A 23,061-nucleotide genomic window follows, 5' to 3' on the forward strand; every position below is an offset into this window, starting at 1 on the left:
GTTAAATTAATTATGCAAAATTCTGCTGATAGTATCATCTTTGCGTAAGGTTAAAATTTCACAACCTGTTTTTGTTACGACAATGGTATGTTCCCATTGTGCCGATTTTTTGCCATCTATGGTGTACACGGTCCAATTATCTTCTTTATCTAAAATTGTATTCGCGCGACCCAAGTTAATCATCGGCTCAATAGTGAAACACATGCCTTCTTGCATTTTAGTTTTGTCATTATTTTTATAATGTACAATTTGCGGCTCTTCATGAAACTCGCTACCAATACCATGACCACAATATTCTTTAACAATAGAATAGCGACCTGACTTTTTGATGAACTTTTGAATGGCAGCGCCAATCTCACCAAAAGTATTTCCTGGCTTAACTTTCTTTAATCCGACATAAAGTGCTTCTTGAGTGATGCGACATAATCGACTGTCCTCAGCAGAAACATCCCCAATTAAAAACATTTTACTGGTATCACCATGAAAACCATCTTTGATAACGGTAATATCAATATTGATGATGTCGCCATCGGCAAGAGGGGTATCATTAGGAATACCGTGACACACAACATGATTGACAGAAGTACAAATAGACTTTGGAAAACCGTGATAATTTAACGGGGCAGAAATAGCCTCTTGTACCTTCTCTGTATAGTCAGCACATAGGGTATTTAATTCGTCCGTAGTGATGCCAGCTTTTACATGTGGTTCAATCATCTCTAGCACATCAGCGGCTAATTTTCCGGCAACGCGCATTTTTGCGATTTCTTCCTGATTTTTTATAACGATGGTCATTTATACCTCAAAAGGGATCGTTTTCTTTAAATAGTAATGTAGATTAATTTTACCCGTTTTTTGTTGGGATAGACAATGGTGTCAGCTTGGTTTTATCCATTATCTTAATATTTTCTATAAATAAGGCTTAGCATATTAAAAATAAAGAGGGTGAATTAGCCTAGATTTCGCATTCATTGTTGAATAGAAAATAATACTAAGCTTCATTACTGAAAGTGCTGAGTGAATCAACAAACCATATTGTTGGTAATATGGTTTGTGATTTGAGTGTTTTTTTGGGCTTTACTCGCTTTTGTTTCGGATGCTTAAGGCAACGTTTTCTACGTCATCTAAAACACGTAATAAGTTACCGCCCCACAGCTTCTCAATTTCTTGCTCGTTGTAACCTCTTTTGACGAGTTCAAGCGTTACATTAAAAGTCTCGGATGCATCATTCCAACCATTAACACCGCCGCCGCCATCAAAATCTGAACTAATCCCTACATGATCAATACCGATAAGCTTTACCATGTAATCAATGTGGTCAACGAAATCGCTTACATTAACTTGTTGAATTGTTTGACTGATTTTTTCTATTTCAGTTTCGCCTAACTGACTGACTCGGTCATAAAAGTCCCAGTACTGATCTAAATCGTCAGCGGATAGTGCTTTACGCTGTGCACGAGTTAAAATGTTTTTACCTTCTTTTTCCGCTATTTTTTGTAAAATTTTGGTTTTAGCGACGGCGAATGCTTTTGATTTCTCGCCATTTAAATAGGATCTAAAGGCAACCGTTTGCACAACACCGCCATTTTCCTTTAGTAACATTAACTCTTCATCATCAAGGTTTCTGCTATGATCATACATAGCTCTACTTGCTGAGTGAGAAGCGATAACAGGGGCTTTTGATAGTTTAATCATTTCAATATTGGCGGCTTTTGAAGGATGAGAAATATCAATCATGATCCCCCACTTGTTCATTTCTGCGATAACTTCACGACCTAAATCACTCAAGCCATTATGTAACCATTCTTGCTTTGCATCACCTGTATTTGAATCACTTAACTGGCTATGACCATTATGAGCTAATGACATATATCGAGCGCCTAAGTCATAGAATTTTTTTACGTTACTGATATCAGTACCAATTGGGTAGCCGTTTTCAACACCGATCATCGCGACTTTTTTACCACTTTTTAATATTCGGCGAACATCATCTGACGTTAAGGCGAGCTCAATTTTGTCGGGTGCTATTTCGTTCGTTAATCGGTGAATAGAAGCAAATTTTTCCATGGCTTTTTGATGAGCCGCTTTATAACCTTTAGGGGTAAGTTCACCTTGGCCGGTATAAACAATTAACCAAGAAACGTCTAAGCCACCTTCTTGCATTTTAGGTAAGTTAACTTGGCTTTTTAAACGCATGGTGTAATTTTTATCTTCTGAAAAATTAGCATTGCTGAAATCGTGATGAGTATCTAACACAATAATCTTGTTATGAATAACTCTCGCTTGCTCTTCTACAGTTAAAGTAGGAGAGGTGGTATTACATCCTGCTATGAACAATGTTGTTAAAGCAAAAATAGAAGTTTTTAATGTCATAGTCTTTTCTTGATATTTTTTACGGTATGGGTGAGCATAAATTGTTTCTAAAACAAATACAGTGAATTGCGATGAAATGCTATTTAATCAGTTTAAGTTATTCGTTTAACGTTCAAAGGTGGAAAATTTTTACTTTATACCTAGGTGATTATCGCTTGGATCTCATTTCTGCTAGAATTATCTTCAATCGATTAATGTGGTAATTAATAGCTAATGAATAGAAAAAAGAAAATTAATAATGCCTTAAAAAGTAAACTGAAAAAAGCCAATGCAAAATTACAAAAAAGTAATAAACCTCGTTATATTTCAAAAGCTGAAAGAGCGGCGATGGCTGAAGCTGAAAGCTTAGATAAAAACGCTTAACTGTCCATTGAAAGAATATTGTGTAATTGACTAAAATTTTATCGTTTATACGAATTATTCTTGAAATCAGTTTGTTTGAATAGAGTGGTTTTAGCTAACTATTTGATATTACTTTACTTAATCTTTGGTTCACAAATTGCTTGTCTTTACCTTACATGTTTACTGGCCAGTAAAAGGAAATAATGATGCCTGTTGCAATAGAAGATAGACCGATTGATACCGTTCGTGAAGAAGTTATTGATCAACTGATTATGAATTATAGCCATGGGAAACTTTCCTATGAAGCATTTGAGCGACGCTTAGATACTGCAATGGCAAGTCAAGATCATAAAAAAATAGCTGCATTAGCTGAAGATTTAGACTTAAACGTTGATAAAGAATATCAAGAAAATAAACAACGTGATTTTTATGCGAAGGTAGCTCCAAGCGACAATGAAAATATTGAGTATTTAGTTAATATTTTTGGTGGTAGTGATCGTAGCGGGGCATGGACTGTTCCGAAAGAACTACGTTCAATCAGCATTTTTGGCGGTAGTAATATTGATTTCAGTGAGTCTAAGTTTTCACAAAAAGTAACCACGATTAAAGTCTTTTGCTTATTTGGTGGTGATAATATTTATGTACCAGAATATGTAAATGTTGTCTCTAAAGCGTTTTGTGTTTTTGGTGGTGTTAACAATAAAGCTCCCTCAATTGCGGATCGAAACGCACCGACCATTATTATTGAAGGTTTTTGTATTTTTGGCGGCCTCGATATTAAATTAAAACGTACCATCAAAGAAAAGTTTGTTGCTTTTGCAGACAGTATGAAAAGCATGTTTAATTAATTTCAGCTGTTCTAGATGGGGTTTGTCAACGTACAATTAGTCAATAAACCCCTTTATTAATCGTTTTATCGCTAAAACATTTTACGTTGCTGAAGTCTGGCAAGTAAAACCGCAGCAAACAGCGTAGTATAAATTCCGTAAACTACGATCATCCATTGTGGCATGCTATATCCTAGAAATTGCCAATCAATATTTCCACAATCTCCTGTCGCGGCAAAAAGTGCCGGTATCCACTCATGAAGTGGCGCCCAACTAGGGAAGTTAGGTACAAATTCACAACTAAATAAAAATGACATAGTCGCGCTTTGCATTTCGACATGCTCTAAAGCAATTAATAGTCCCCATATAGCGCCAGTCCCCCACAGTGAGTATGAGACCAAACGACCAAAAATATATTGATGAGTGAAACTACCTATAACACCAGCAAAAAATATTGCCCAGATCGCAACGCGTTGATAAATACACATAATGCAAGGCTTTAATTCCAAGATATATTGAAAAAATAAAGCGGTGATTTCAAAAGCTAGAGCACTGATAGCAAGTAATTGCCAGGCTTTTTTATTAGAGATTAAGTTACTTAAAAATTGCACGGAATGTCCTAATGAAAACTTATCTGAAATGAGTTTAAAGATTATCTTACTTTAGACTGAATTCAGATAATTGATTATTTTTATAATAAGAGTATAAAACTAGCGAAAAAATTTCACTATGGCTTTTGGTATAAAGTGTAAATATTATTGTTTTTCAGGGTAAAAAAACGCCTAATGAAAATACATTAGGCGTTTTGAGGGGTATTAATTGAAACTATTAATGACCACTTTTTATTGGTGATATTTCATCAGCACTATGATGATTTATCAAACCAGACTCATAATATTCAGCCGTTTTTTCTTCAAGAAAACCTGAAGAAATAGCTAATAAGCCAACAATGGTTAAAACAATAGTATAAGGAAGCGCCATAACAACCATACGACCGTATGATAAACGTACTAACGGTGCTAGTGCAGACGTTAATAAGAATAAGAAAGCTGCTTGACCATTCGGCGTTGCGACACTTGGTAAGTTAGTACCCGTGTTAATTGCAACCGCTAATAAATCAAATTGATCTCTGGTAATTGTGCCAGCTACTAAGGCTTTTTGGATTTCAGTTATATAAACAGTACCCACAAACACATTATCACTAACCATAGATAATAAACCGTTAGCTAGGTAGAACATCACTAATTGCATATTGCCTTCATACGTTAATACCCATGTGATAACAGGTGTAAATAATTGTTGATCTATGATCACCGCGACAACCGCAAAGAATACGGCCAATAAAGCTGTAAATGGAAGGGCTTCTTCAAAAGCATGGCCAATCTGGTGCTCTTCTGTAACACCAGTAAACGTTGTCGCTAAAATAATCACGGATAAACCGATTAAACCAACTGGCGCTAAATGTAGCGCAAGCCCAATAACCAACCAAATAGCAATAACCCCTTGCATAACTAACTTAGCGTTATCAATTGTTGTACGTTTTTTACTTTCTGCAATATCAAAATCATTCAATATTGTATGAACGTTAGTTGGTAATGTTACGCCGTAACCAAACCATTTTAATTTTTCTAACAACACACAAGTGATCATGCCAGCAACAAAAACAGGTGCAGTAACTGGAGACATACGGATTGCAAATTCAACGAACTCCCAACCGGCTTGCTGACCAATAATTAAATTTTGTGGTTCACCAACAATAGTACAAACACCGCCAAGTGCTGTACCAACACCTGCATGCATTAATAAGTTACGTAAGTAGCCACGAAATTGTTGTAAATCTTCACGTGAATAGTCAGTTACTTCATGATCTAAAGTATGGTCGTGGTCATGTGTATGATCTTTACCAGAGGCTACTTTGTGATAAACCGAGTAAAATCCTATCGCGACACTGATAATTACCGCGATAACCGTTAAGGCATCCAAAAATGCTGAAAGGAAAGCGCCGGAAAAACAAAATAAAAGCGAGACTAAAGTTTTAGAACGTACCTTAGTGACTATTTTTGTAAACAAAAACAGTAATAAGTTTTTCATAAAGTAAATGCCTGCCACCATAAAGATTAGTAGCAAAATCACTTCAAAATTTACGATCATTTCATGCATCACTTGTGAGGGGGATGTCATTCCTATCGCTACCGCTTCAATGGCGAGTAAACCACCTGGTTGCAATGGATAACACTTTAACGCCATTGCTAGTGTAAATATAAACTCAATCACTAATGCCCATCCTGCAATATAAGGACTCACAAAGAAATAGATGATTGGATTAATAATTAAAAAAGCAATAATGGCGAATTTATACCACTCTGGCGAGTTTCCGAGGAAGTTCTTATAAAAAGCACTCATAGATGATTGTTGCATATTGACCCTTTTAAATAGGTTGAACAAACGGCTAACTAGCGTTAATTGTTTGTTGTTATTATTAATTATTAGACACTTTAAGTAGTTTAAGCATTAATGCCTAGCTTGTAAAATAGAATCATCTTAACTTTAAAATAACTTTCTTGTACCAAAAAATTCTTCTGGTACAATCAGTTTAATTTATTTTATTAGAAGTTGCGTGGAGCCTTATGGTTATTAAAGCACACAGTCCTGCAGGGTTTGCGGAGCAGTATATTGTCGAATCTATTTGGAATGGCGGATTTCCTCCTGGCTCAATACTTCCTGCCGAGAGAGAGCTTTCAGAGCTTATTGGTGTTACAAGAACGACATTACGAGAAGTGCTACAAAGGTTAGCGCGAGATGGTTGGTTAACGATAAAACATGGTAAACCAACAAAAGTGAATAATTTTTGGGAAACGTCTAGCTTAAATATCTTAGAAACTTTAGCACAACTGGATCAAGACGGTATTCCTGATCTCGTCGATAATTTAATGTCAGCTCGTACTAACATTAGTGCGATTTATGTTCGTGGTGCGATAAAGAACAACCCTGAAGCAACAATTAAATTACTAAAAGCATATAAAACGATAGAAGATACAGGTGAAGCATTCGCTGAATTTGATTATCTCTTAAATAAAGAATTAGTCGTTGCTTCTGGAAATTCTATTTATTTATTAATATTAAATGGTTTTAGAGGGCTTTATTCTCGAATAGGTAGTTTGTATTTTGCTCATCCTAAGGGCCGCGAAATTACCCGTACGTATTATGATAAACTTATTGAGCTTGCCAATGAAGGGAAGCATGATGAGTCAATTTATACCGTTCGCAAATACGGTATTGAGTCAGGTAAACTTTGGTCTGAACTTAAAGATGATGTTTTAAAAGAGTTGGCAGAGTAGTTTACGCGAAAAAACTAAAACTTTTATGTTTTCGCTTAAAGAAAGACTGCTGAGATTTCAGCAGTCTTTTGTTTTTCTAAATATCAATCACAACAAGCCTTATTCAATCTTATTCTCATTTACTTTATTTTGTTAATCAATAATGCGCCTATTAAAATCAACCATTCATCCTGACATAGAAAAGTTATCAAGCAATCAATTTACCCGCAAAGCGACTCGAGCGATTGTCTTTAAAGGAGAAGAAATTCTACTTTTATACACCAAGCGATATCATGATTATAGTTTACCTGGTGGCGGTATTGATGACGGTGAAAGTAAAATTGACGGGCTTATTCGAGAATTAAAAGAAGAAACCGGTGCCCACAATGTTCAAAATATTCAAGCGTTTGGTGTCTATGAAGAGTATCGGCCTTGGTATAAAAATGACGTTGATATTGTACATATGCTGTCGTATTGTTTTGTATGTACTATTGATGATGTTTTACAGGAGACAGCACTAGAAACTCATGAAATTAACAATGGCATGCGTCCTGTGTGGATTAATATTCATGAGGCAATTAAACATAACGAGCACACTATAAAACACAGTGAAAATAAAGGACTCTCAATTGAGCGAGAAACTTTTTTACTTAAATTAATTGTCTCGGAATTGCTGACAAATGATGATAAAAAATAAGCGCATAAAAAGAATAATTTATGCGCTTATTAATCATGTTAACCGTTAAAATAGCCAGTGAAGTTAGGCAATTTTTAAATAGTTTTTGATGATTTCGGCACCGTTATCGGCTTGAATCGGTTTAAAGATAAACCCTGAAACGCCACTTTGCTGACATTCATCCACTAAACCTTTATCAGTCACGGAAGATAACATCACTACAGGTACATCAGAGCCGATGGCTCGAATAGTTTTTAAGGCTTCATTGCCATTCATATTTGTCATGACAACATCCATAAACATAAAATCTGGCTTTTCGGTTTTAACGGCTTCTACGGCAGTAAGGCCATCATCGGCTTCTATAACATCGTGATAACCTAAACTTGCAAGGAAACGTTTTAGCGCTTTTCTAATCATGGCACTGTCATCAACGAGTAATACTTTACTGTGTAAAGGTAATGGTTTGCTATGAGGATTTGCAATGCCAGTACTTTGTTCACGTTCAACATTGGTTGTTTGAAAATTAACATTACGCACCAACAAATTAAAATAATATCTTCCCACGCCTTCAACGCTAATTGGCACGGTCACAATTTCTTTCACCCCTTCAAGGTATTTTTCCATATCATCAAAATTATGGATAAAATATGGACTGGAAAAATCAAACTTCAAGTTATTTCTACTGAGTAAGTCAGTAGCACGCCCAACAATAGTATTTCCCCATTCTGCTAAGGCATTACTTAACTCTTCATTAATTTCTTGATAGTCATATTTTTCGTCGAACATATTTTGGCAAACTGAGTTACCAATGGCGACTGCCGTTTCCGGGTAATGATGCATCATTATAACCCCATCTAAACAACCGGTAATATTTGAACAAACGGCATAACCTTTAAAGCGAAAATCTTCAACTTTATCTAAAAAAGCATCACCTGAACTACCTGTTAAACTAGTCATCGATTTTAAACTAGCAATAGATTCGTTAATAAATGGATGTAATGTAACTTTATAAATTGTATTAATTGACATGAAATACCTTCAGTTATTATTGTTATTAAGTGAATAAGCTACTAGAGCCGTTGTAGTTTTGCAAGGCAGCCGTTATTTTTTTATCCTCTTTGCAATAACGGTTTTAAGAGTAATAAACCTTGTTGAATGTTTTCCTCGTTTTGTCCACTAAAGCCCAAACGAATGAATCTATTTTGATTTCGTTCAGCCATCAAATGAAAGGCATTTTCAGCTAAAATGAATATATCTAACTCTTTTGCTTTTAGCGCGATTTGCTCTGCATTTTTCCCCACATCAACCCATAAAGCCATGCCTCCTGGGGGAACACTGAAATTAATTGCTAAGCCTTCCTGTTGAAAGGCCGTAAGAAGGTTTACCATGCATTGTCGTCGTTTCTGATAAATTCGAGTGGCTTTTCTTAAATGGCGTTCAAATCCACCTTCTTTCATCCATCTTGACACCGCATCTTGTGAAATAATATTCGCTTTATGATTAACCATCGTCCGATAATTAATTAAGTGAGGAGCTAAAGACTTATCTACCGCCATAATGCCTAAACGCATTGCTGGAAACATTAACTTTGAAAAGCTTGATAAATATATGATTAGCCCTGAAGGATCTGTTGCTGCCATTGGCGCAAGTGGTTGAGTATCATAATGAAATTCATGATCATAATCGTCTTCAATAATGGCGACATTATATTTCTGGGCTAAACGGTATACGTTTATTCTTTCACTTACCGGTAATGTCGTGGTTGTCGGGTATTGATGCAAAGGTGTTAAATACAAGAGTTTAATACTGTGTTTTTTTAACATGGATTCTAGATGTTTAACGTCAATACCTTGGTTTGTTTGATTTATGCCGATTAATTCAGCGCCAGCGCTTTCAAATGCTTGCCAAGCAGGGCGATAGCCTAAACTTTCAACCGCCACTTTATCTCCTTTGGTTAATAACACTTGAGAAAGAATATAGAGCGCTTCTTGTGTACCGTTAACCACGATAATTTCTTTATCCTTGATTGATCGTACTCGTCGCAAATACTTAGCAGTCTCATGGATAAAAGAGGGAAAACCGGCATTATCACCATAATTTAACTCTTTTATCGCAGGACGGCTTAAAGCGGCATTCATATGTGAACGAAAATCGTTAAAAGGAAAAATTGATATATCTGGATTACCGCCTGCAAAATTATATAAGAACTGACTAGCGGGTTTTTGTGATTTAGTGCTGTTGTCTTTAACTATCTGCCATTGATAGTGAATTTCATTCTTAAATGCTGTTTGCTCTGTTTGTGAAACTTGGTGAACAGGTAAATTTTTGCTTACCTGATAACCTTGTCGCTCTTTAGATTCAACCCATCCTTGCGCGATTAATTCCTGATATGCCGCCATAATAGTATGCCTATTCACCTGCAATTGTTTAGCTAGTATTCGAGCCGAAGGTAAATTTTCTGAAGGAGCAACATGACCTTGTGTAATCGCATGACGAATAGCGTGCGCAATATTCAAGTATTGTTGTCTATGCTTTGTGGTGACTGTTATGTTTAAAGAATGCATTGGTCTAGCACAAAAAATAATTCTGGTTGTTTTGTTTATACCACAAATAAAGATAATAGCCTTATTGATTTTGGAGCTAAACCATGAAAACAAACGAAGTGTTCAATCCTCAACCTACTACCTTATTTACCGATAAAGTTATCTTACGACCTTTAAGTATTGAGCATCTTGATGAGTTTTATCAAGCAGGCGCCTTTCCAGATATTTGGCGTTGGTCGTTACCCGATAAATGCACTTCAAAAGAAGTCACTAAAAACTGGTTAATATATTCTGAAGAAATGATGAATAAAGGTGATCATGTTGCTTATGCTATTTTTGATAAAGCGAGCGAAGAGTTTGTCGGTAGTACCCGTTTTTGTTCAATAAAACCGGAAGACAGGAATATTGAGATAGGTTTTACTTTTATCACACCAACCTTCCAACGTAGTTATATTAATACTCATGCGAAATATTGTTTACTTAAATATGCCTTTGAAGAGTTGGCAGCCATTCGAGTTGAATTTAAAACGCATGAAAAAAACGAAAAATCTAGAAACGCAATTGCGCGTTTAGGAGCGAAATTTGAAGGAATATTGCGAAATCAGCGAATTTTATCTGATGGCAGTTATCGTAATACAGCAATTTTCTCAATTATTGACACTGAATGGCCAGTTGTTAAGCGTAACTTAGAAAGTAAAATATAATGTCAATTATATCCGTAGTAATGAAATCAGTTTATATGTAACCGGTTTCATACCTGTATAGTTAAATAAACTTTGATAAGCGTTTACTAGTTGAGCTATCCTTTATTTATTAGTATTTCTTTATTATTTGGTTTATATGCAATTAAAAGTTACTCATAAAGTTATTATAGGTTTTGCTGTTGTCGTACTCTTACTATTTGTGGCAAGTATAAGCTCAATAAAAATACTTTCAGGGATCAAAACAGCGACATCACAAGTCGACCAATTTGCCATTCCTGTGCAAAACCACAGCAGTAAAGTTCAAATTCTGCTATTAAAACAAGCGAAATTATCATCGCTTATACCTTATGTTGTTAATGAAAATAAATTAACTGAACTGAAACAACAGTTTAATGATGTAGGTACTGAGCTAAATTTAGAAGTATCAAAAATAGACAGGTTACTCGCTAATCATCAAAGTGCTAGTTTTTTGAAAGACTTTAAAAAGCACTATTTACCTTATTCAAACACAGTAGATGTGATGTTTGCCGATAAAGAGTCGATACTTTCTCAACAAGTTGAAATAACAAACCAAAAAGATGGCTTAGTTGAAACGTTGAGAAGCGTTGAAGATCAATTAGTTGAATTATCGTATCTTGAAGATCCTGAAAATGAAAACTTGCTTGAGCAATTATCTTCAGTATCAGTGCAAGTAGAAGGCTATCTAATCAGTTTAAGTGAGTCGATTGAAACTATTCCTAGTATTAATACCATGGAAAATGCGTTAAGCGTTGAAGAGTCGGTAGTGATTGGTTTTGATAATACCAAACCATTATTAGATTATTTAAAGCGCTTAAGCCAAGGGCATAAAAGTTTTGAAATTATTGATAAGGTAAATGTGGATTTTGAAACTTTAACGCCACTAATTTCAGGTGAGCAAAGCTTATCTCAGATGAAAGTAGGACAATTAACTCAAGTGAGTGAGCTTGATCAACAGTCGCTTCTCGCTGAAAGCCAAGTAAATAGTTCTGTTGTCGCCATAGATAAATTGCTTGTAGCTTTTAATAATCAAGTAAATACTTTACAGGCAAAAGTGCTAAACGATGTTGATAAAGGGCAAACATCCACTTGGGTTTTACTGTTAATCATCAGTGTTGTTAGTTCAATAATTTCTTTTGTCACGGTTCGCTCAATGAGCTTGCCACTCGTGAGAATTAATAAAGCGTTAGCGCATATTGCTAAAGGCGATCTTTCACGCCAGCTTACTGTTGAATCGGAAGATGAATATGGGATTTTGTCTAAAAATGTCAACTTAGTCGTGGAAGACTTACGTTCTCTTGTTGGTGAAATTAGTACTAATTGTCATTTACTTAATAATGCTGCTGAATTATCAAGCAGTGAAGTGGCTGAAATTGTAAATTCGTTAGAGCAGCAGCAAAATACCGTTAAAGAAGTAACGGATATTACAACCCAGCTAAATATTAGTGCTGATAATGTTTTACAACAAGCAGAGTCTGCTGAAGAGCAAATGTCTGCCGCACTTAGCCAAAGTGATGATTTAAAAACAATTGCAAATAATACTAATCAACAAATCTCGAGCTTATCTACCGGTTTAGATACAACCAGTAACTTGATCGATGAATTACAACAAGAATCAACAAATATAGGTGGTATTTTAGAAACCATTCAAAGTATTGCAGATCAAACTAATTTATTAGCACTTAATGCTGCAATAGAAGCAGCTCGAGCAGGTGAAAGTGGAAGAGGTTTTGCTGTTGTAGCTGACGAAGTCAGAATGCTTGCCAGTCGAACACAAGAATCAACGGCTGAAATTAACGTGATGATCACGTCATTACAAAGTAAAACACAAAGAGCTGTGCTAGAAGTTAACGAAGGAAGAACAGAGGCGGAAAATTGTCAAGAACATACCATTAAATTATTGGAAACATTGAATTTAATTACTCAAGCAATTGAGCAAATGCACACAATGAGTTTAGATATTGCTAAATCTGCTCATCAACAAAATACTTTAAGCGGTGATATTAATCATAGTATTAACGATGTTGTGCAATTAAGTCAGTACAGTAACGATAAATCACTTTCTACCTTATCACATAGTAAAGAAGTCGCGAGTTTAGCGCAGAAGTTGGATAAATCTGTTGATGAATTTAACTTATAGTACTTTTTAGGAACATTAATAAGTGTATATTCCGAAACATTTTCAAGAACTTAATAAAGACAAGTTAATCGAACTTATTGGACAATATCCCTTTGCGAGTTTAATCACCCATACAGCTTCAGGTATTGAAGTTAATCATCTTCCCTTTTATTTACAGAAAAAAGAAGGGGAGAGCGCACTTTTCTCTCATATTGCCAAAGCGAATCCGTTATGGAAAACCGTACCGGCTGGTGCAGAAATATTAATTGTTTTTAATGGGCCAAACGCATACATTTCGCCTAATTATTACCCTTCAAAACAAGAGCATGGACGCGCTGTTCCTACGTGGAATTATGTTGCTGTTCATGTTAAAGGGACAATTAAGTTTCTACATAATAACGAAAATAAATTAGCGGTTGTTAGCGCTCTAACAAACCTTCAGGAAGCACATCAGCCTACACCTTGGTCGGTAAGCGATGCACCAAGCATGTATATAGAAAAAATGTTATCTGCCATTGTAGGGGTTGAGGTAGAAATAACCTCTATCACTGGGAAATGGAAAGTGAGCCAAAATCAATCGTTGGAAAATCAACAAGGTGTGATTAATGGCTTAGCGACTTCTGGGGAGATGCCGCTTACAGATTTAGCATCAATAATGACTGAAGCAATATCTATAGATTAGGTCATTATTATGCAAGGATAATAGGAATTTTTAACGACTCTGTTTTTAGCAATTTTTCTGCAATTTCTGGCGATACTTGATAAAATTCATTGACATATTTTTTAGCGTCTAAATACTCTCTAACTTGTTTTTTTATTTGGCATGGATTATCACAATAAAGCTGAAATACCACTTGATATTCGCCTGGAGTCGTTTTTGATAAAGTTTTCGCATACTCGTTTGGTGATTCAGGTGTGCAACCTATTCTGATCACATCAGAAAAGAGCGAATGTCTCATTACGTAAACATTCCCTTTAGAAACCTTCTCTTTAATTTCATTCATATACGCACTTTTATTCAAATCTTTTGAGTTGATTCCATATGCAAAACTTGTTGAACAGTATATTCGTTATTATATATAAATCAAAACATTATCATTAACGTTGAATGATAAAACTGCCAGATTTTGAAAACTTTTAGGTAAGTTGAATATGTTTGTTTTTCTAGTTCAGTGAGTTTCAGATAAAAAAAAGCCACGTAAACTACGTGGCTAAAAAGTCTTTGTAAGGGGAGTTACAAAAAAACTAAAACTTTTCTTTATTAAGTGTTGCTATAACGCTTAACAAATTGACTAATGCTCAAACCGTTACAAACCATTTCATTAACGTCATATTTTGTAGTACCTACCACTGATTCAATACCCGTTTTTACTGCTTGAGCACAGATTTTTGACTCAATAGAGTTATTTGCTGGTTTGATAAAAACTGCTTTAACGTTTGATTTTACAGGCTGTGCTTTAAATGAATTTGAAAAATCACGAATGTTTTGACCGTTACAAGTAATGTTAAAAGCATAAACATTATTCATTTTATCAGCTTGCTTTTTCGCAGCTCTATAGCCATCTGTTGCCGCTAAAATACAAATTTTACTTTCTACTGAGCTATCTAATGAAACAAATTTCACATTTGAATTTGAAGCATTTGCTGTTGAAGCGAATAAAACTACAGATAAAACCGTTAATAAATTTTTCATATAAACCTCTAAATCACGTTGGAAATAAATTGGCTTAAGTGCCAATCACTTAAGATAGAGTAATTATACTAATTTATTTTTGCTTGTAAAGGTATTTCTGTAATTAAATTACATTTTTGTTTGTTTGTTACATTTTTGTTGCGGTATTGTAATAGTTTTCACTTGTTTTTTTGCAAGTTTTGCGTTGGTTTATTATTTGAAAGTAAGTTTTTGTAATAAAATTACAATGCTTTGAGTTGGATGATAGTATCTTATTATCAGGAAAGTGCGTTACACGACTTATAGCGAGGCATTTGGAGGATTATTTCAATACTCAGTACTTGAAAGTTTGGTGATGGTGAAAATTTATCCATAAAAAGCCAATATAGGCTATAGCTTGGAAGCGTATTCCTGTATAATGCGCGACTTCAAAATTACCGGTAAATAAAAGCGTAACTAGATACTGATAGCTGTTAGCGTTTTGCCATTAATTAACAATACGTTGTTGTAGTAAAACAATACGTAGTTAAACATTTCCTGCTAGTGACTGACGTTTTTTAACTGTTATTAGCCGAGCCAATATTTAGGAACTCACTTTTGATCTCTACTTCTAATATTACAATGCAATTTGGCGCAGAGCCATTATTTGAAAACATTTCCGCAAAATTTGGTAATGGAAATCGTTATGGTTTAATAGGTGCTAATGGTTGTGGAAAATCAACCTTTATGAAAATACTCAGTGGTGATTTAGTTCCAAGTTCAGGTAATGTTTCTGTGAGTGCCGGCAACAAAGTTAGTACTTTAGGGCAAGATCAGTTTGCTTTTGAAGAATTTTCTGTGATCGACACTGTGATCATGGGTGATATGGCATTGTGGAAGGTTAAGCAAGAGCGAGATGCCATTTACGCACAACCTGAAATGTCTGAAGAAGATGGTATGCGTGCCGGCGAATTAGAAAGTGAATTTGCTGAAATGGACGGTTACACCGCAGAAAGTCGAGCCGGTGAAATATTACTCGACGCAGGTATAGAAGAATCATTTCATTATGGCTCTATGCAGCAAGTTGCTCCCGGTTGGAAATTACGTGTACTACTTGCGCAAGCATTATTTGCAAATCCTGATATTTTATTACTTGATGAACCGACCAATAACTTAGATATTCATACAATCAGTTGGTTAGAAGCTGAGTTAAATAAACGTAAATGTACGATGATCATCATTTCGCATGATCGACATTTTTTAAATGCCGTTTGTACCCACATGGCTGATATTGATTACGGCGAACTGCGTATTTATCCGGGAAACTATGAATTTTATCTAGCGCAATCTGCTTTATTAAGAGAACAATTATTATCAGGCAATGAGAAAAAAGAAGCTGAAATTGCAGAATTACAAGACTTTGTTAACCGTTTTGGCGCAAATGCTTCAAAAGCAAAACAAGCGAGTTCTCGTGCTAAAAAAATGGATAAAATTAAATTAGATGAAGTGAAGTCATCAAGTCGAATTACCCCTAAAATTGCTTTCGCACCGGGTAAAAAAATGCATCGACAAGCGTTAGAACTTGAAAATTTAGGTCATGGCTTTGATGGTGAAGCGCTTTTTAGCAAAGGTGATTTATTATTAGAAGCCGGCGCTAAATTAGCGATTATTGGTGAAAATGGCGTTGGCAAAACCACCTTTTTACGTTGCTTAGTAAATGAATTAAAGCAAAACGAAGGTGTCATTAAATGGTCTGAAAATGCGTCGGTAGGTTATTGCCCTCAAGATAGTGGTTCCTTTTTTGATAACGATTTAACGTTAATGGATTGGATGTCGCAATGGCGCAGACCCTGCCATAATGATTTAAGTGTGCGAGGCATGTTAGGCAGAATGCTTTTTACCGATGACGATGCTAATAAAAAAGCACGCAATTGCTCAGGTGGTGAAAAGAACCGTTTATTATTTGGTATGTTAATGATGGCTGACGTTAATGTATTAATTATGGACGAGCCGACTAACCACATGGATATTGAAGCCATTGATGCCTTAAATAATGCCTTGAAAGACTTTGAAGGTACTTTGATTTTTGTTAGTCATGACCGAGAATTCGTCTCGAGTTTAGCTACGCGTATTATCGATATCAAAGATAAACAGCTGGTAAATTTTCAAGGTACGTTAGATGAATATTTAGACAGTCAACTACAAGCAAAAAACGTCGCTTAAACAGTATATAGATTTTTAAAAGAGTAACTTATGATAAACAACGATCTACTGCGTCGAATCAGTAAAATATTTTCTCTCACTGACGAGCAAATTATCGCGGTCTTTGCGCTCGGCCAAGGCAATGTAGCCAAAGAACAGTTAGCACATTTTTATAAAGAAAAAGATGAAGCTGATTATCAAGAAATTCCAGATCTCGCGTTTGCTTGTTTTTTAAACGGTTTAATTATTGAAAAACGTGGCGAGAAAGACGGTCCACAACCAGTACCTCAAAACGAATTAACCAACAATATTATCTTTAATAAGGTAAAAATTGCCTTAGCATTAAAAGCGGATGAGGTCATTGAAATTTTATCTTTAGCAGGTTTAACCCTAGGTAAATACGAATTAAGTGCTTTCTTTAGAAACGTTAATCATAAACATTACAAAACTTGCTCTGATGACGTGTTATCTACCTTTTTAAAAGGCTTACAAATGAAGTTTCATGGATAACGCTATGTCATTTTCAGTATTGGGGTTATCTGAACCGCTGTTAGAAGCATTAACTGAATTGGGACATAACAAGCCTACATCAATTCAACAACAAGCAATTCCGGTCGTTTTATCTGGAAAAGATTTAATTGCCGCGGCGCAAACCGGTACAGGTAAAACCGCTAGTTTTGTTTTACCTTTACTTGAAAAATTTAATCACGATAAAACCTTGCGTGGTAAACGTATTCGCGCGTTAGTGCTTACACCAACCCGTGAATTAGCGATACAAGTGGAAGCGAGTATTGCGCAATATGCAAAGTACTTAGCAGTAAGTTCCTTGGCGGTTTATGGGGGAACAGCTATCGAGCCACAAAAGCAGCGCCTGATTTGGGGGGTGGATATTTTAGTTGCGACTCCCGGTAGACTTTTAGACATGGCTCATCAGCGACTATTGCATTTTGATGAGTTAGAGGTTTTAGTATTAGACGAAGCCGATAGAATGTTAGATATGGGCTTTATCGATGATATTAATAAAATTATTGAGCGCTTACCCAATACAAGACAAAACTTATTGTTTTCAGCAACTATCTCTAATGATGTCCGTGCATTGGCAAAGCGTGCCATTGACGACAAGGCTTGTGAGATTTCTCTTCATCACGATAATGCTTCGCAACCGAAAATTGATCAATGGTTAGTTACGACTGATAAAAGCAATAAATCAGCCTTGCTCAGTTATTTAATTCAAGCACTTAACTGGCAACAAGCGCTGATTTTTATTGAAACAAAACATGGTGCGGCAAAGCTTGTTAGTCAATTAGAAAAACGTGGTATTAAAGCCGAATGTATTCACAGTGGTCGCACGCAAGAAATAAGAGAGCGCATTTTAAACGACTTTAAAGCCGGAAAAATTGACTACTTAGTGGCAACAGGTATTGCTGCACGTGGTATTGATATCGGCGATTTAGCTCGCGTGGTAAATTATGATTTACCGGCAAAAGTTGAGGATTACATACATCGAATTGGCAGAACCGGTCGTGCAGGCGAAAGCGGCGAAGCTATTTCATTAGTTTCAAAAGATAACTTTCGAGAATTATGTGCCATTGAAAGCCGCTTAGGTCATATCATTTCACGCAGAGCTTTTGATGAATTTCCCGTGAAAAAAGCCGTTCCAGTATCGATATTAAATTATAAACCCAAAAATCGTCATTAACTTATTTGATAAAGCTTATCCTTGGATTTTGCTTTTATTTTTATAGAATTTCGCTAGATAAATAAAGGAATAATGACTTTTTATATACCTTTTTAACTCTTCATTTTATCTAACTTTTATCAACTTGTTTTCAATTTGCTTTATGTGAATTGATTCTTTTTTTTGCAACAGCGTCGCTTTTTAAATAAGGTAATGCTAACGTTATTGGTAATTTAGCGAATTATTTTCGTGATGCTAGCGTAAGTTGAAAAATAGTGAATATACCTGATATCCCAAATAATCATGCTTTAGCCATGTTGTTAGTTACCGTTGTTGCTTTATATTTTTTTCGTCGCGATGATATTCCGCTTGAAACCTCATCTTTGGCTGTTTTAGTCATTTTATGCTTATTGTTTACTATTTTTCCTTTTGAAATTAACGGTACTCATTTAGAAGCCTCTTCTTTATTTTTTGGCTTTGGTCATGAAGCCTTAATCACGGTTTGTGGTTTAATGATTATTGGTCATGCTTTAGTGAGAACAGGGGCGTTAGTACCTGTTGGGCGTTATTTAGCGAAGTTATGGAAAATAAGTCCTGGCCTTTCATTACTGATCACCTTGATTGTTGCTGGCTTATTAAGTGCTTTTGTCAATAACACTCCGATTGTCGTTTTGTTTTTACCTATACTAACTAATGTTGCTTTAAGAACCCGTACTGATACTTCAGGGATGTTATTACCAATGGGTTTAGCAACATTAGTAGGAGGCATGACAACCACCATAGGTACCTCGACAAATTTATTAGTGGTCAGTGTTGCTAGTGATATGGGTTTACCTCGTATCAGCATGTTTGCTTTCGCTACTCCGGCGCTCATTGCTGCGAGTATTGCCATAGCCTATTTATGGTTGATAGCGCCTAAATTACTACCTAAACGAACACCTTCATTACCGGATACCTCTCCGCGTATTTTCAGTGCTTATTTAAATATCAATGAAGAAAGTATTGCTAACGGTACTACGGTGGCTGAAGTATTAAAAATGACCGACGGTCAAATGAATATTCAAGCGGTGCAGCGAAGTCCTGAATATCAAAATATTGTGCCTTTTCCTGATACTGTATTAAAAGTTGGCGACCGTTTATTAGTAAAAGATTATCCGGATCAATTAAAAGAATTTGAATCAGCCACACATACCACCCTTTTTTCGGGGAGTCATAAAGTTGATGAAAACCACCCTTTAAATGCTGAGAAACAAACCTTGGCAGAAATCGTTGTTGTGCAACAGTCAGGTTTAGTCGGGCGAACGTTAAAGGAAGTTCAGTTTGCCAAGCGTTATGGTATATCGGTTATTGCTTTGCACCGTGGTGGCAATGCCATGGAAATAGGGCGCAGAAGTATAGGACATGTGCCGATTCAAACGGGTGATGTGTTATTAGTACAAGGAGAAGCTGAACAAATTGATGAATTAAAAGAAAATCAGGGGTTTTTAATTATCGATGGCGCGGCTGAGTTACCTTATTCACAAAAAGCACCTTTGGCCTTAGCGGTCTTATTTTTCGTTGTTGCTGTTGCTGCTTTTGGTATATTACCTATCGCCATAAGTGCCATGTGCGGAACATTATTTTTATTAGTCACTAAGTGTCTTGATTGGCGAGATTTGTCGGTGGCGCTAAGCAGTCAAGTAGTATTGATTGTTGTTGCCTCTTTAGCGTTAGGTTCGGCAATGATGCAAACAGGCGGAGCAGATTATATTGCGCAAATGTTTGTCGCCTTGGCGTATGATTTGCCACCTGCGGGAGTACTTTCTGCTTTGATGTTGATGTTAGCGGTATTAACAAATGTTGTCTCAAATAATGCTGCAGCGGTTATCGGTACCCCAATTGCCATTTCAGTGGCCACTCAACTGGGTTTGCCGGTAGAACCCTTTATTTTAGCCGTGCTATTTGGTGCAAATTTAAGTTACGCCACGCCTATGGCGTATAAAACTAATATTTTGGTGATGAATGCCGGTGGTTATCAATTTTCTGATTTTATTCGCGTTGGTGTGCCATTAATTTTATTAATGTGGGTGACGCTGTCATTTTTATTAAGCTGGATATATTTATAACAGAATTTATTTTCTGAATAAGACTATTGACCTAATAACGGTTATAAAACAATCAGTGTTTACTGATTTATTAATTTACCAAAGGCTATTTTTGCTTGTTTAGGGTGAGATAAATCAATGATTTCTATCATTTCACATTCATCACGGATCATTTCAGTAATACTGCTAGGGTATAATCGACAATCTTCTGGGCGATCTTCGTAAATACCACAGGTATATTTTACCTGCTTAGTTGTATTTTCAGTGGAGACTATTTCTAAAAATGGGCATTGATTTAATGGTTGTTGAGTGTTTGGTTCATACCAAATTTTATAATCTCGGACAAATTGATAAATATCAGGGCGAAAAATTTCCCAAAGGTCAATTTCCTCAACTGTTGCTTCTATACCGCCATCACCATACTTGATACAACATTTTCCACATTGATTACAGGCTTTCAACTAATACACCTAACTCATTATTTGTTCAAACTATATCATATCTAACACGTTTAATTTTTCTTGCTTGAAAAGCCTAATCTCGTAACGGATTAAAAAGCGTCTAAATTGCTTAAAAAATGTAATAACGAGTCAGTTAACTTAAAAACGTGGCTTGTACTTATCATTATTCCCCAGTATTCTACGCAGCCTTTTTTTATTTAGTAATGTGGAATAAACGATATGATAGGTTTTGATTATGGGACATCTAACTGTGCTGTAGGTGTTATGAAAAATGATCAACCAAAAATTCTATCCCTGGGTGAACATGGCCGTTTTACACCTTCTACATTATATGCACCAAGTCGCGATATTATTAGCCATTGGCTTTATCAACGTTTGCCTGAAAGTTCCCAAGCTGAATTTAAAGCGAAAAGGGCGTTACCTTTACAGCGTAGTCAAAACATTATTAGAGAGCTACAACTTGATGGTATTTCACCAGAGCTTTCATTTGGCCAAACTGCGCTGAATAATTATTTAGATGATCCAGAAGAAGGTTATTACATTAAATCGCCGAAATCTTTTTTAGGGGCAAGTGGTTTAGTTGACGCGCAAATTAACTTATTTGAAGATATTGTTGCGGCAATGATGTTGAATATCAAAATGTTAGCTGAAGATGCTGAGCAAAAAGATATGACTAAAACAGTGATCGGCAGACCGATTAATTTTCAAGGCTTAAAAGGCGAAGAGAGTAATCGCCAAGCCATAAACGTTTTAACGAATGCGGCAAAACGGGTCGGTTTTAAAGACGTTGAATTTCAGTTTGAGCCTGTTGCGGCAGGGTTTGAATATGAAGCCTCGCTTAGTCAAGAAACTAAAGTTTTAGTGGTGGATATTGGCGGTGGAACAACCGATTGCTCAATGCTATTAATGGGGCCAGAATTTAGAGATAGTACCGATAGAAGTGCACATTTATTGTCACATAGCGGTGTTCGTATTGGTGGTAATGATTTTGATATTCAACTCGCTTTAAAAGGTATTATGCCAAGCTTAGGTATGAATAGTTTACTTAAAACGGGTAAACCTATGCCAGTGAATAGTTTTAATCAAGCGATAGCGATTAATAATGTTAATGAACAAACCGAGTTTTATAGCCAAGCTAATCGCAGATTTTTAGCGCAATTAAAACGAGACGCTGCGGAGCCTGATATATTTGAACGATTAATAAAAGTTCATGACCAAAAGTTAAGTTATTGTTTAGTCAATGGGGCAGAGCAAGCAAAAATCGCCTTAACAGAAGCAAGCAAAGCAAAAATAGCGTTAGATGAAATAGACGAGCAATTAGGTGTGGAAGTTTCACGTGGCTTAATGCTTGAGTCCAGCAGCAGTCAACTTAAACAAATTAGTCAAATGATGTCAGAAGCGGTCACGCAAGCAGGCTGTGAGCCGGATGTGATTTTTGTTACGGGAGGAACGGCGAAATCTCCCGTGTTAAATGATTATTTAAGTGCACAAATGCCAGGCATTCCTTTAATCATTGGCGATCATTTTGGCAGTGTTACTGTTGGCTTAGCACGATGGGCACAAAGGATTTTTGCTTAAAATAAGCCCCTGATGAACCTTTTAGCCATTATGAGTTTAATTGGGTTTTTATGAGCTTAGTTGGGTTTATATGAACTTAGTTGGGTTTATATGAACTTAGTTGGGCTAATATGTACATAGTTGAGCATAGCTATTTTGTCGTTATTAGTTTTCTGAACGTTTAGCTTCAATGTGTTTTTTACAACGAATAACAATGGCTATTTTTTCGTCTTCAGATTTATCTATCCATGTGGTAATTTCTGACGAGGTTCGATAACAACCGGTACATACATTTGAGATGTCTAAGTGACACTGACCAATACAAGGGGTGATAACTCGATTATTATTTCCGACAAACATACAAGGCTAACTCTATTTTCTCTCGAACCAATATATAAACCACTATTTTATACGGCGGCATGATAGCAGTTTATTGATAGGGTGTGAAAGTGATTATCTTAGAGATTATTCATCTATTTATGCGTCCAAAAAAGCGTTAAAAGAAAAAT

General features: G+C 35.9%; 22 protein-coding genes. 12 read left to right on the forward strand and 10 right to left on the reverse strand.

What is annotated here, in order from left to right; all coding sequences use genetic code 11:
- Positions 1 to 6: 6 nt before the first annotated feature.
- Together map and Q4493_RS17160 are read right to left on the reverse strand one after the other, a co-directional pair.
- Positions 7 to 795 carry a type I methionyl aminopeptidase gene (gene map, locus Q4493_RS17155; RefSeq protein WP_303455328.1) on the reverse strand — a complete coding sequence of 263 codons (789 nt, stop codon included), beginning with the start codon at positions 793 to 795 and terminating at the stop codon, positions 7 to 9.
- 282 nt (positions 796 to 1,077) lie between these two features.
- A complete protein-coding gene (locus Q4493_RS17160; protein WP_303455331.1) occupies positions 1,078 to 2,373 on the reverse strand; it encodes a dipeptidase in 1,296 nt (431 codons plus the stop codon).
- Between the two features lie 213 nt (positions 2,374 to 2,586).
- On the opposite strand from Q4493_RS17160, the gene Q4493_RS17165 reads away from it, so the two are divergent.
- Complete coding sequence (locus tag Q4493_RS17165) at positions 2,587 to 2,736, forward strand: DUF2986 domain-containing protein (RefSeq protein ID WP_303455333.1); 150 nt, start codon at positions 2,587 to 2,589, stop codon at positions 2,734 to 2,736.
- 185 nt (positions 2,737 to 2,921) lie between these two features.
- Positions 2,922 to 3,563, forward strand: a complete 642-nt coding sequence (locus Q4493_RS17170) for a LiaF domain-containing protein (protein ID WP_303455335.1) — start codon at positions 2,922 to 2,924, stop codon at positions 3,561 to 3,563.
- Positions 3,564 to 3,634: 71 nt separating this feature from the next.
- On the opposite strand, the gene dsbB is transcribed toward Q4493_RS17170, so the two are convergent.
- Both dsbB and nhaB read right to left on the reverse strand, forming a co-directional pair.
- Positions 3,635 to 4,153 (reverse strand): disulfide bond formation protein DsbB, encoded by a 519-nt coding sequence (dsbB, locus tag Q4493_RS17175; RefSeq protein ID WP_303455337.1) that lies wholly within the window; start codon positions 4,151 to 4,153, stop codon positions 3,635 to 3,637.
- Between the two features lie 217 nt (positions 4,154 to 4,370).
- The gene (nhaB, locus tag Q4493_RS17180) at positions 4,371 to 5,960 is read right to left on the reverse strand and encodes a sodium/proton antiporter NhaB (protein ID WP_303455339.1); all 1,590 of its coding nucleotides are present in this window, start codon (positions 5,958 to 5,960) and stop codon (positions 4,371 to 4,373) included.
- 209 nt (positions 5,961 to 6,169) lie between these two features.
- On the opposite strand from nhaB, the gene fadR reads away from it, so the two are divergent.
- Complete coding sequence (gene fadR / locus Q4493_RS17185) at positions 6,170 to 6,880, forward strand: fatty acid metabolism transcriptional regulator FadR (protein WP_303455340.1); 711 nt, start codon at positions 6,170 to 6,172, stop codon at positions 6,878 to 6,880.
- A 142-nt stretch (positions 6,881 to 7,022) separates the two neighbouring features.
- Entirely contained in the window at positions 7,023 to 7,556 is a 534-nt protein-coding gene (locus Q4493_RS17190; RefSeq protein ID WP_303455341.1) for an NUDIX domain-containing protein, read from the forward strand.
- A 63-nt stretch (positions 7,557 to 7,619) separates the two neighbouring features.
- Here the strand turns inward: Q4493_RS17190 and Q4493_RS17195 are convergent, their stop codons facing one another.
- Positions 7,620 to 8,564 (reverse strand): response regulator, encoded by a 945-nt coding sequence (locus Q4493_RS17195; RefSeq protein WP_303455343.1) that lies wholly within the window; start codon positions 8,562 to 8,564, stop codon positions 7,620 to 7,622.
- 80 nt (positions 8,565 to 8,644) lie between these two features.
- Complete coding sequence (locus Q4493_RS17200) at positions 8,645 to 10,051, reverse strand: PLP-dependent aminotransferase family protein (RefSeq protein ID WP_303455345.1); 1,407 nt, start codon at positions 10,049 to 10,051, stop codon at positions 8,645 to 8,647.
- A gap of 131 nt (positions 10,052 to 10,182) precedes the next feature.
- Between Q4493_RS17200 and Q4493_RS17205 the strand changes: the two genes are divergently transcribed.
- From Q4493_RS17205 to Q4493_RS17215, 3 genes are all read left to right on the forward strand, one after another.
- Positions 10,183 to 10,782, forward strand: a complete 600-nt coding sequence (locus tag Q4493_RS17205) for a GNAT family N-acetyltransferase (RefSeq protein WP_303455347.1) — start codon at positions 10,183 to 10,185, stop codon at positions 10,780 to 10,782.
- A gap of 136 nt (positions 10,783 to 10,918) precedes the next feature.
- Positions 10,919 to 12,940, forward strand: coding sequence for a methyl-accepting chemotaxis protein (locus tag Q4493_RS17210; RefSeq protein ID WP_303455349.1), 2,022 nt, complete (start codon positions 10,919 to 10,921; stop codon positions 12,938 to 12,940).
- A 22-nt stretch (positions 12,941 to 12,962) separates the two neighbouring features.
- A complete protein-coding gene (locus tag Q4493_RS17215) occupies positions 12,963 to 13,601 on the forward strand; it encodes an FMN-binding negative transcriptional regulator (RefSeq protein ID WP_303455351.1) in 639 nt (212 codons plus the stop codon).
- A gap of 7 nt (positions 13,602 to 13,608) precedes the next feature.
- Here the strand turns inward: Q4493_RS17215 and Q4493_RS17220 are convergent, their stop codons facing one another.
- Both Q4493_RS17220 and Q4493_RS17225 read right to left on the reverse strand, forming a co-directional pair.
- Positions 13,609 to 13,923 carry a GIY-YIG nuclease family protein gene (locus Q4493_RS17220; protein ID WP_303455353.1) on the reverse strand — a complete coding sequence of 105 codons (315 nt, stop codon included), beginning with the start codon at positions 13,921 to 13,923 and terminating at the stop codon, positions 13,609 to 13,611.
- Between the two features lie 257 nt (positions 13,924 to 14,180).
- Entirely contained in the window at positions 14,181 to 14,612 is a 432-nt protein-coding gene (locus Q4493_RS17225) for a hypothetical protein (protein WP_303455355.1), read from the reverse strand.
- A 576-nt stretch (positions 14,613 to 15,188) separates the two neighbouring features.
- Between Q4493_RS17225 and Q4493_RS17230 the strand changes: the two genes are divergently transcribed.
- The 4 genes from Q4493_RS17230 (at position 15,189) to Q4493_RS17245 (ending at position 20,555) form a co-directional block, all read left to right on the forward strand.
- Entirely contained in the window at positions 15,189 to 16,793 is a 1,605-nt protein-coding gene (locus Q4493_RS17230; RefSeq protein WP_303455357.1) for an ABC-F family ATPase, read from the forward strand.
- Between the two features lie 30 nt (positions 16,794 to 16,823).
- Positions 16,824 to 17,282, forward strand: coding sequence for a DUF1456 family protein (locus tag Q4493_RS17235; RefSeq protein ID WP_303455359.1), 459 nt, complete (start codon positions 16,824 to 16,826; stop codon positions 17,280 to 17,282).
- Positions 17,283 to 17,286: 4 nt separating this feature from the next.
- Positions 17,287 to 18,471, forward strand: a complete 1,185-nt coding sequence (locus Q4493_RS17240; protein ID WP_303455361.1) for a DEAD/DEAH box helicase — start codon at positions 17,287 to 17,289, stop codon at positions 18,469 to 18,471.
- 254 nt (positions 18,472 to 18,725) lie between these two features.
- Positions 18,726 to 20,555 (forward strand): SLC13 family permease, encoded by a 1,830-nt coding sequence (locus Q4493_RS17245; protein ID WP_303455363.1) that lies wholly within the window; start codon positions 18,726 to 18,728, stop codon positions 20,553 to 20,555.
- Between the two features lie 59 nt (positions 20,556 to 20,614).
- Here the strand turns inward: Q4493_RS17245 and Q4493_RS17250 are convergent, their stop codons facing one another.
- A complete protein-coding gene (locus tag Q4493_RS17250; protein ID WP_303455365.1) occupies positions 20,615 to 20,995 on the reverse strand; it encodes a YkgJ family cysteine cluster protein in 381 nt (126 codons plus the stop codon).
- 219 nt (positions 20,996 to 21,214) lie between these two features.
- Between Q4493_RS17250 and yegD the strand changes: the two genes are divergently transcribed.
- On the forward strand, positions 21,215 to 22,573 hold the full coding sequence (yegD, locus tag Q4493_RS17255; RefSeq protein WP_303455367.1) for a molecular chaperone: 1,359 nt from the start codon (positions 21,215 to 21,217) through the stop codon (positions 22,571 to 22,573).
- Between the two features lie 144 nt (positions 22,574 to 22,717).
- On the opposite strand, the gene Q4493_RS17260 is transcribed toward yegD, so the two are convergent.
- Positions 22,718 to 22,912 carry a DUF1289 domain-containing protein gene (locus Q4493_RS17260; RefSeq protein ID WP_303455369.1) on the reverse strand — a complete coding sequence of 65 codons (195 nt, stop codon included), beginning with the start codon at positions 22,910 to 22,912 and terminating at the stop codon, positions 22,718 to 22,720.
- Positions 22,913 to 23,061 lie beyond the last annotated feature (149 nt).

Source organism: Colwellia sp. 1_MG-2023, from assembly GCF_030546755.1.
Classification (GTDB): Bacteria; Pseudomonadota; Gammaproteobacteria; order Enterobacterales; family Alteromonadaceae; genus Thalassotalea_H.

Coding starts and splice junctions, on each gene's coding strand:
- map (WP_303455328.1), bottom strand. CDS start 795: ATGACCATCGTTATAAAAAATCAGGAAGAAATCGCAAAAATGCGCGTT.
- yegD (WP_303455367.1), top strand. CDS start 21,215: ATGATAGGTTTTGATTATGGGACATCTAACTGTGCTGTAGGTGTTATG.
- Q4493_RS17195 (WP_303455343.1), bottom strand. CDS start 8,564: ATGTCAATTAATACAATTTATAAAGTTACATTACATCCATTTATTAAC.
- Q4493_RS17165 (WP_303455333.1), top strand. CDS start 2,587: ATGAATAGAAAAAAGAAAATTAATAATGCCTTAAAAAGTAAACTGAAA.
- Q4493_RS17190 (WP_303455341.1), top strand. CDS start 7,023: ATGCGCCTATTAAAATCAACCATTCATCCTGACATAGAAAAGTTATCA.
- Q4493_RS17210 (WP_303455349.1), top strand. CDS start 10,919: ATGCAATTAAAAGTTACTCATAAAGTTATTATAGGTTTTGCTGTTGTC.
- Q4493_RS17160 (WP_303455331.1), bottom strand. CDS start 2,373: ATGACATTAAAAACTTCTATTTTTGCTTTAACAACATTGTTCATAGCA.
- Q4493_RS17240 (WP_303455361.1), top strand. CDS start 17,287: ATGTCATTTTCAGTATTGGGGTTATCTGAACCGCTGTTAGAAGCATTA.
- Q4493_RS17235 (WP_303455359.1), top strand. CDS start 16,824: ATGATAAACAACGATCTACTGCGTCGAATCAGTAAAATATTTTCTCTC.
- nhaB (WP_303455339.1), bottom strand. CDS start 5,960: ATGCAACAATCATCTATGAGTGCTTTTTATAAGAACTTCCTCGGAAAC.
- fadR (WP_303455340.1), top strand. CDS start 6,170: ATGGTTATTAAAGCACACAGTCCTGCAGGGTTTGCGGAGCAGTATATT.
- Q4493_RS17220 (WP_303455353.1), bottom strand. CDS start 13,923: ATGAATGAAATTAAAGAGAAGGTTTCTAAAGGGAATGTTTACGTAATG.
- Q4493_RS17205 (WP_303455347.1), top strand. CDS start 10,183: ATGAAAACAAACGAAGTGTTCAATCCTCAACCTACTACCTTATTTACC.
- Q4493_RS17225 (WP_303455355.1), bottom strand. CDS start 14,612: ATGAAAAATTTATTAACGGTTTTATCTGTAGTTTTATTCGCTTCAACA.
- Q4493_RS17170 (WP_303455335.1), top strand. CDS start 2,922: ATGCCTGTTGCAATAGAAGATAGACCGATTGATACCGTTCGTGAAGAA.
- Q4493_RS17260 (WP_303455369.1), bottom strand. CDS start 22,912: ATGTTTGTCGGAAATAATAATCGAGTTATCACCCCTTGTATTGGTCAG.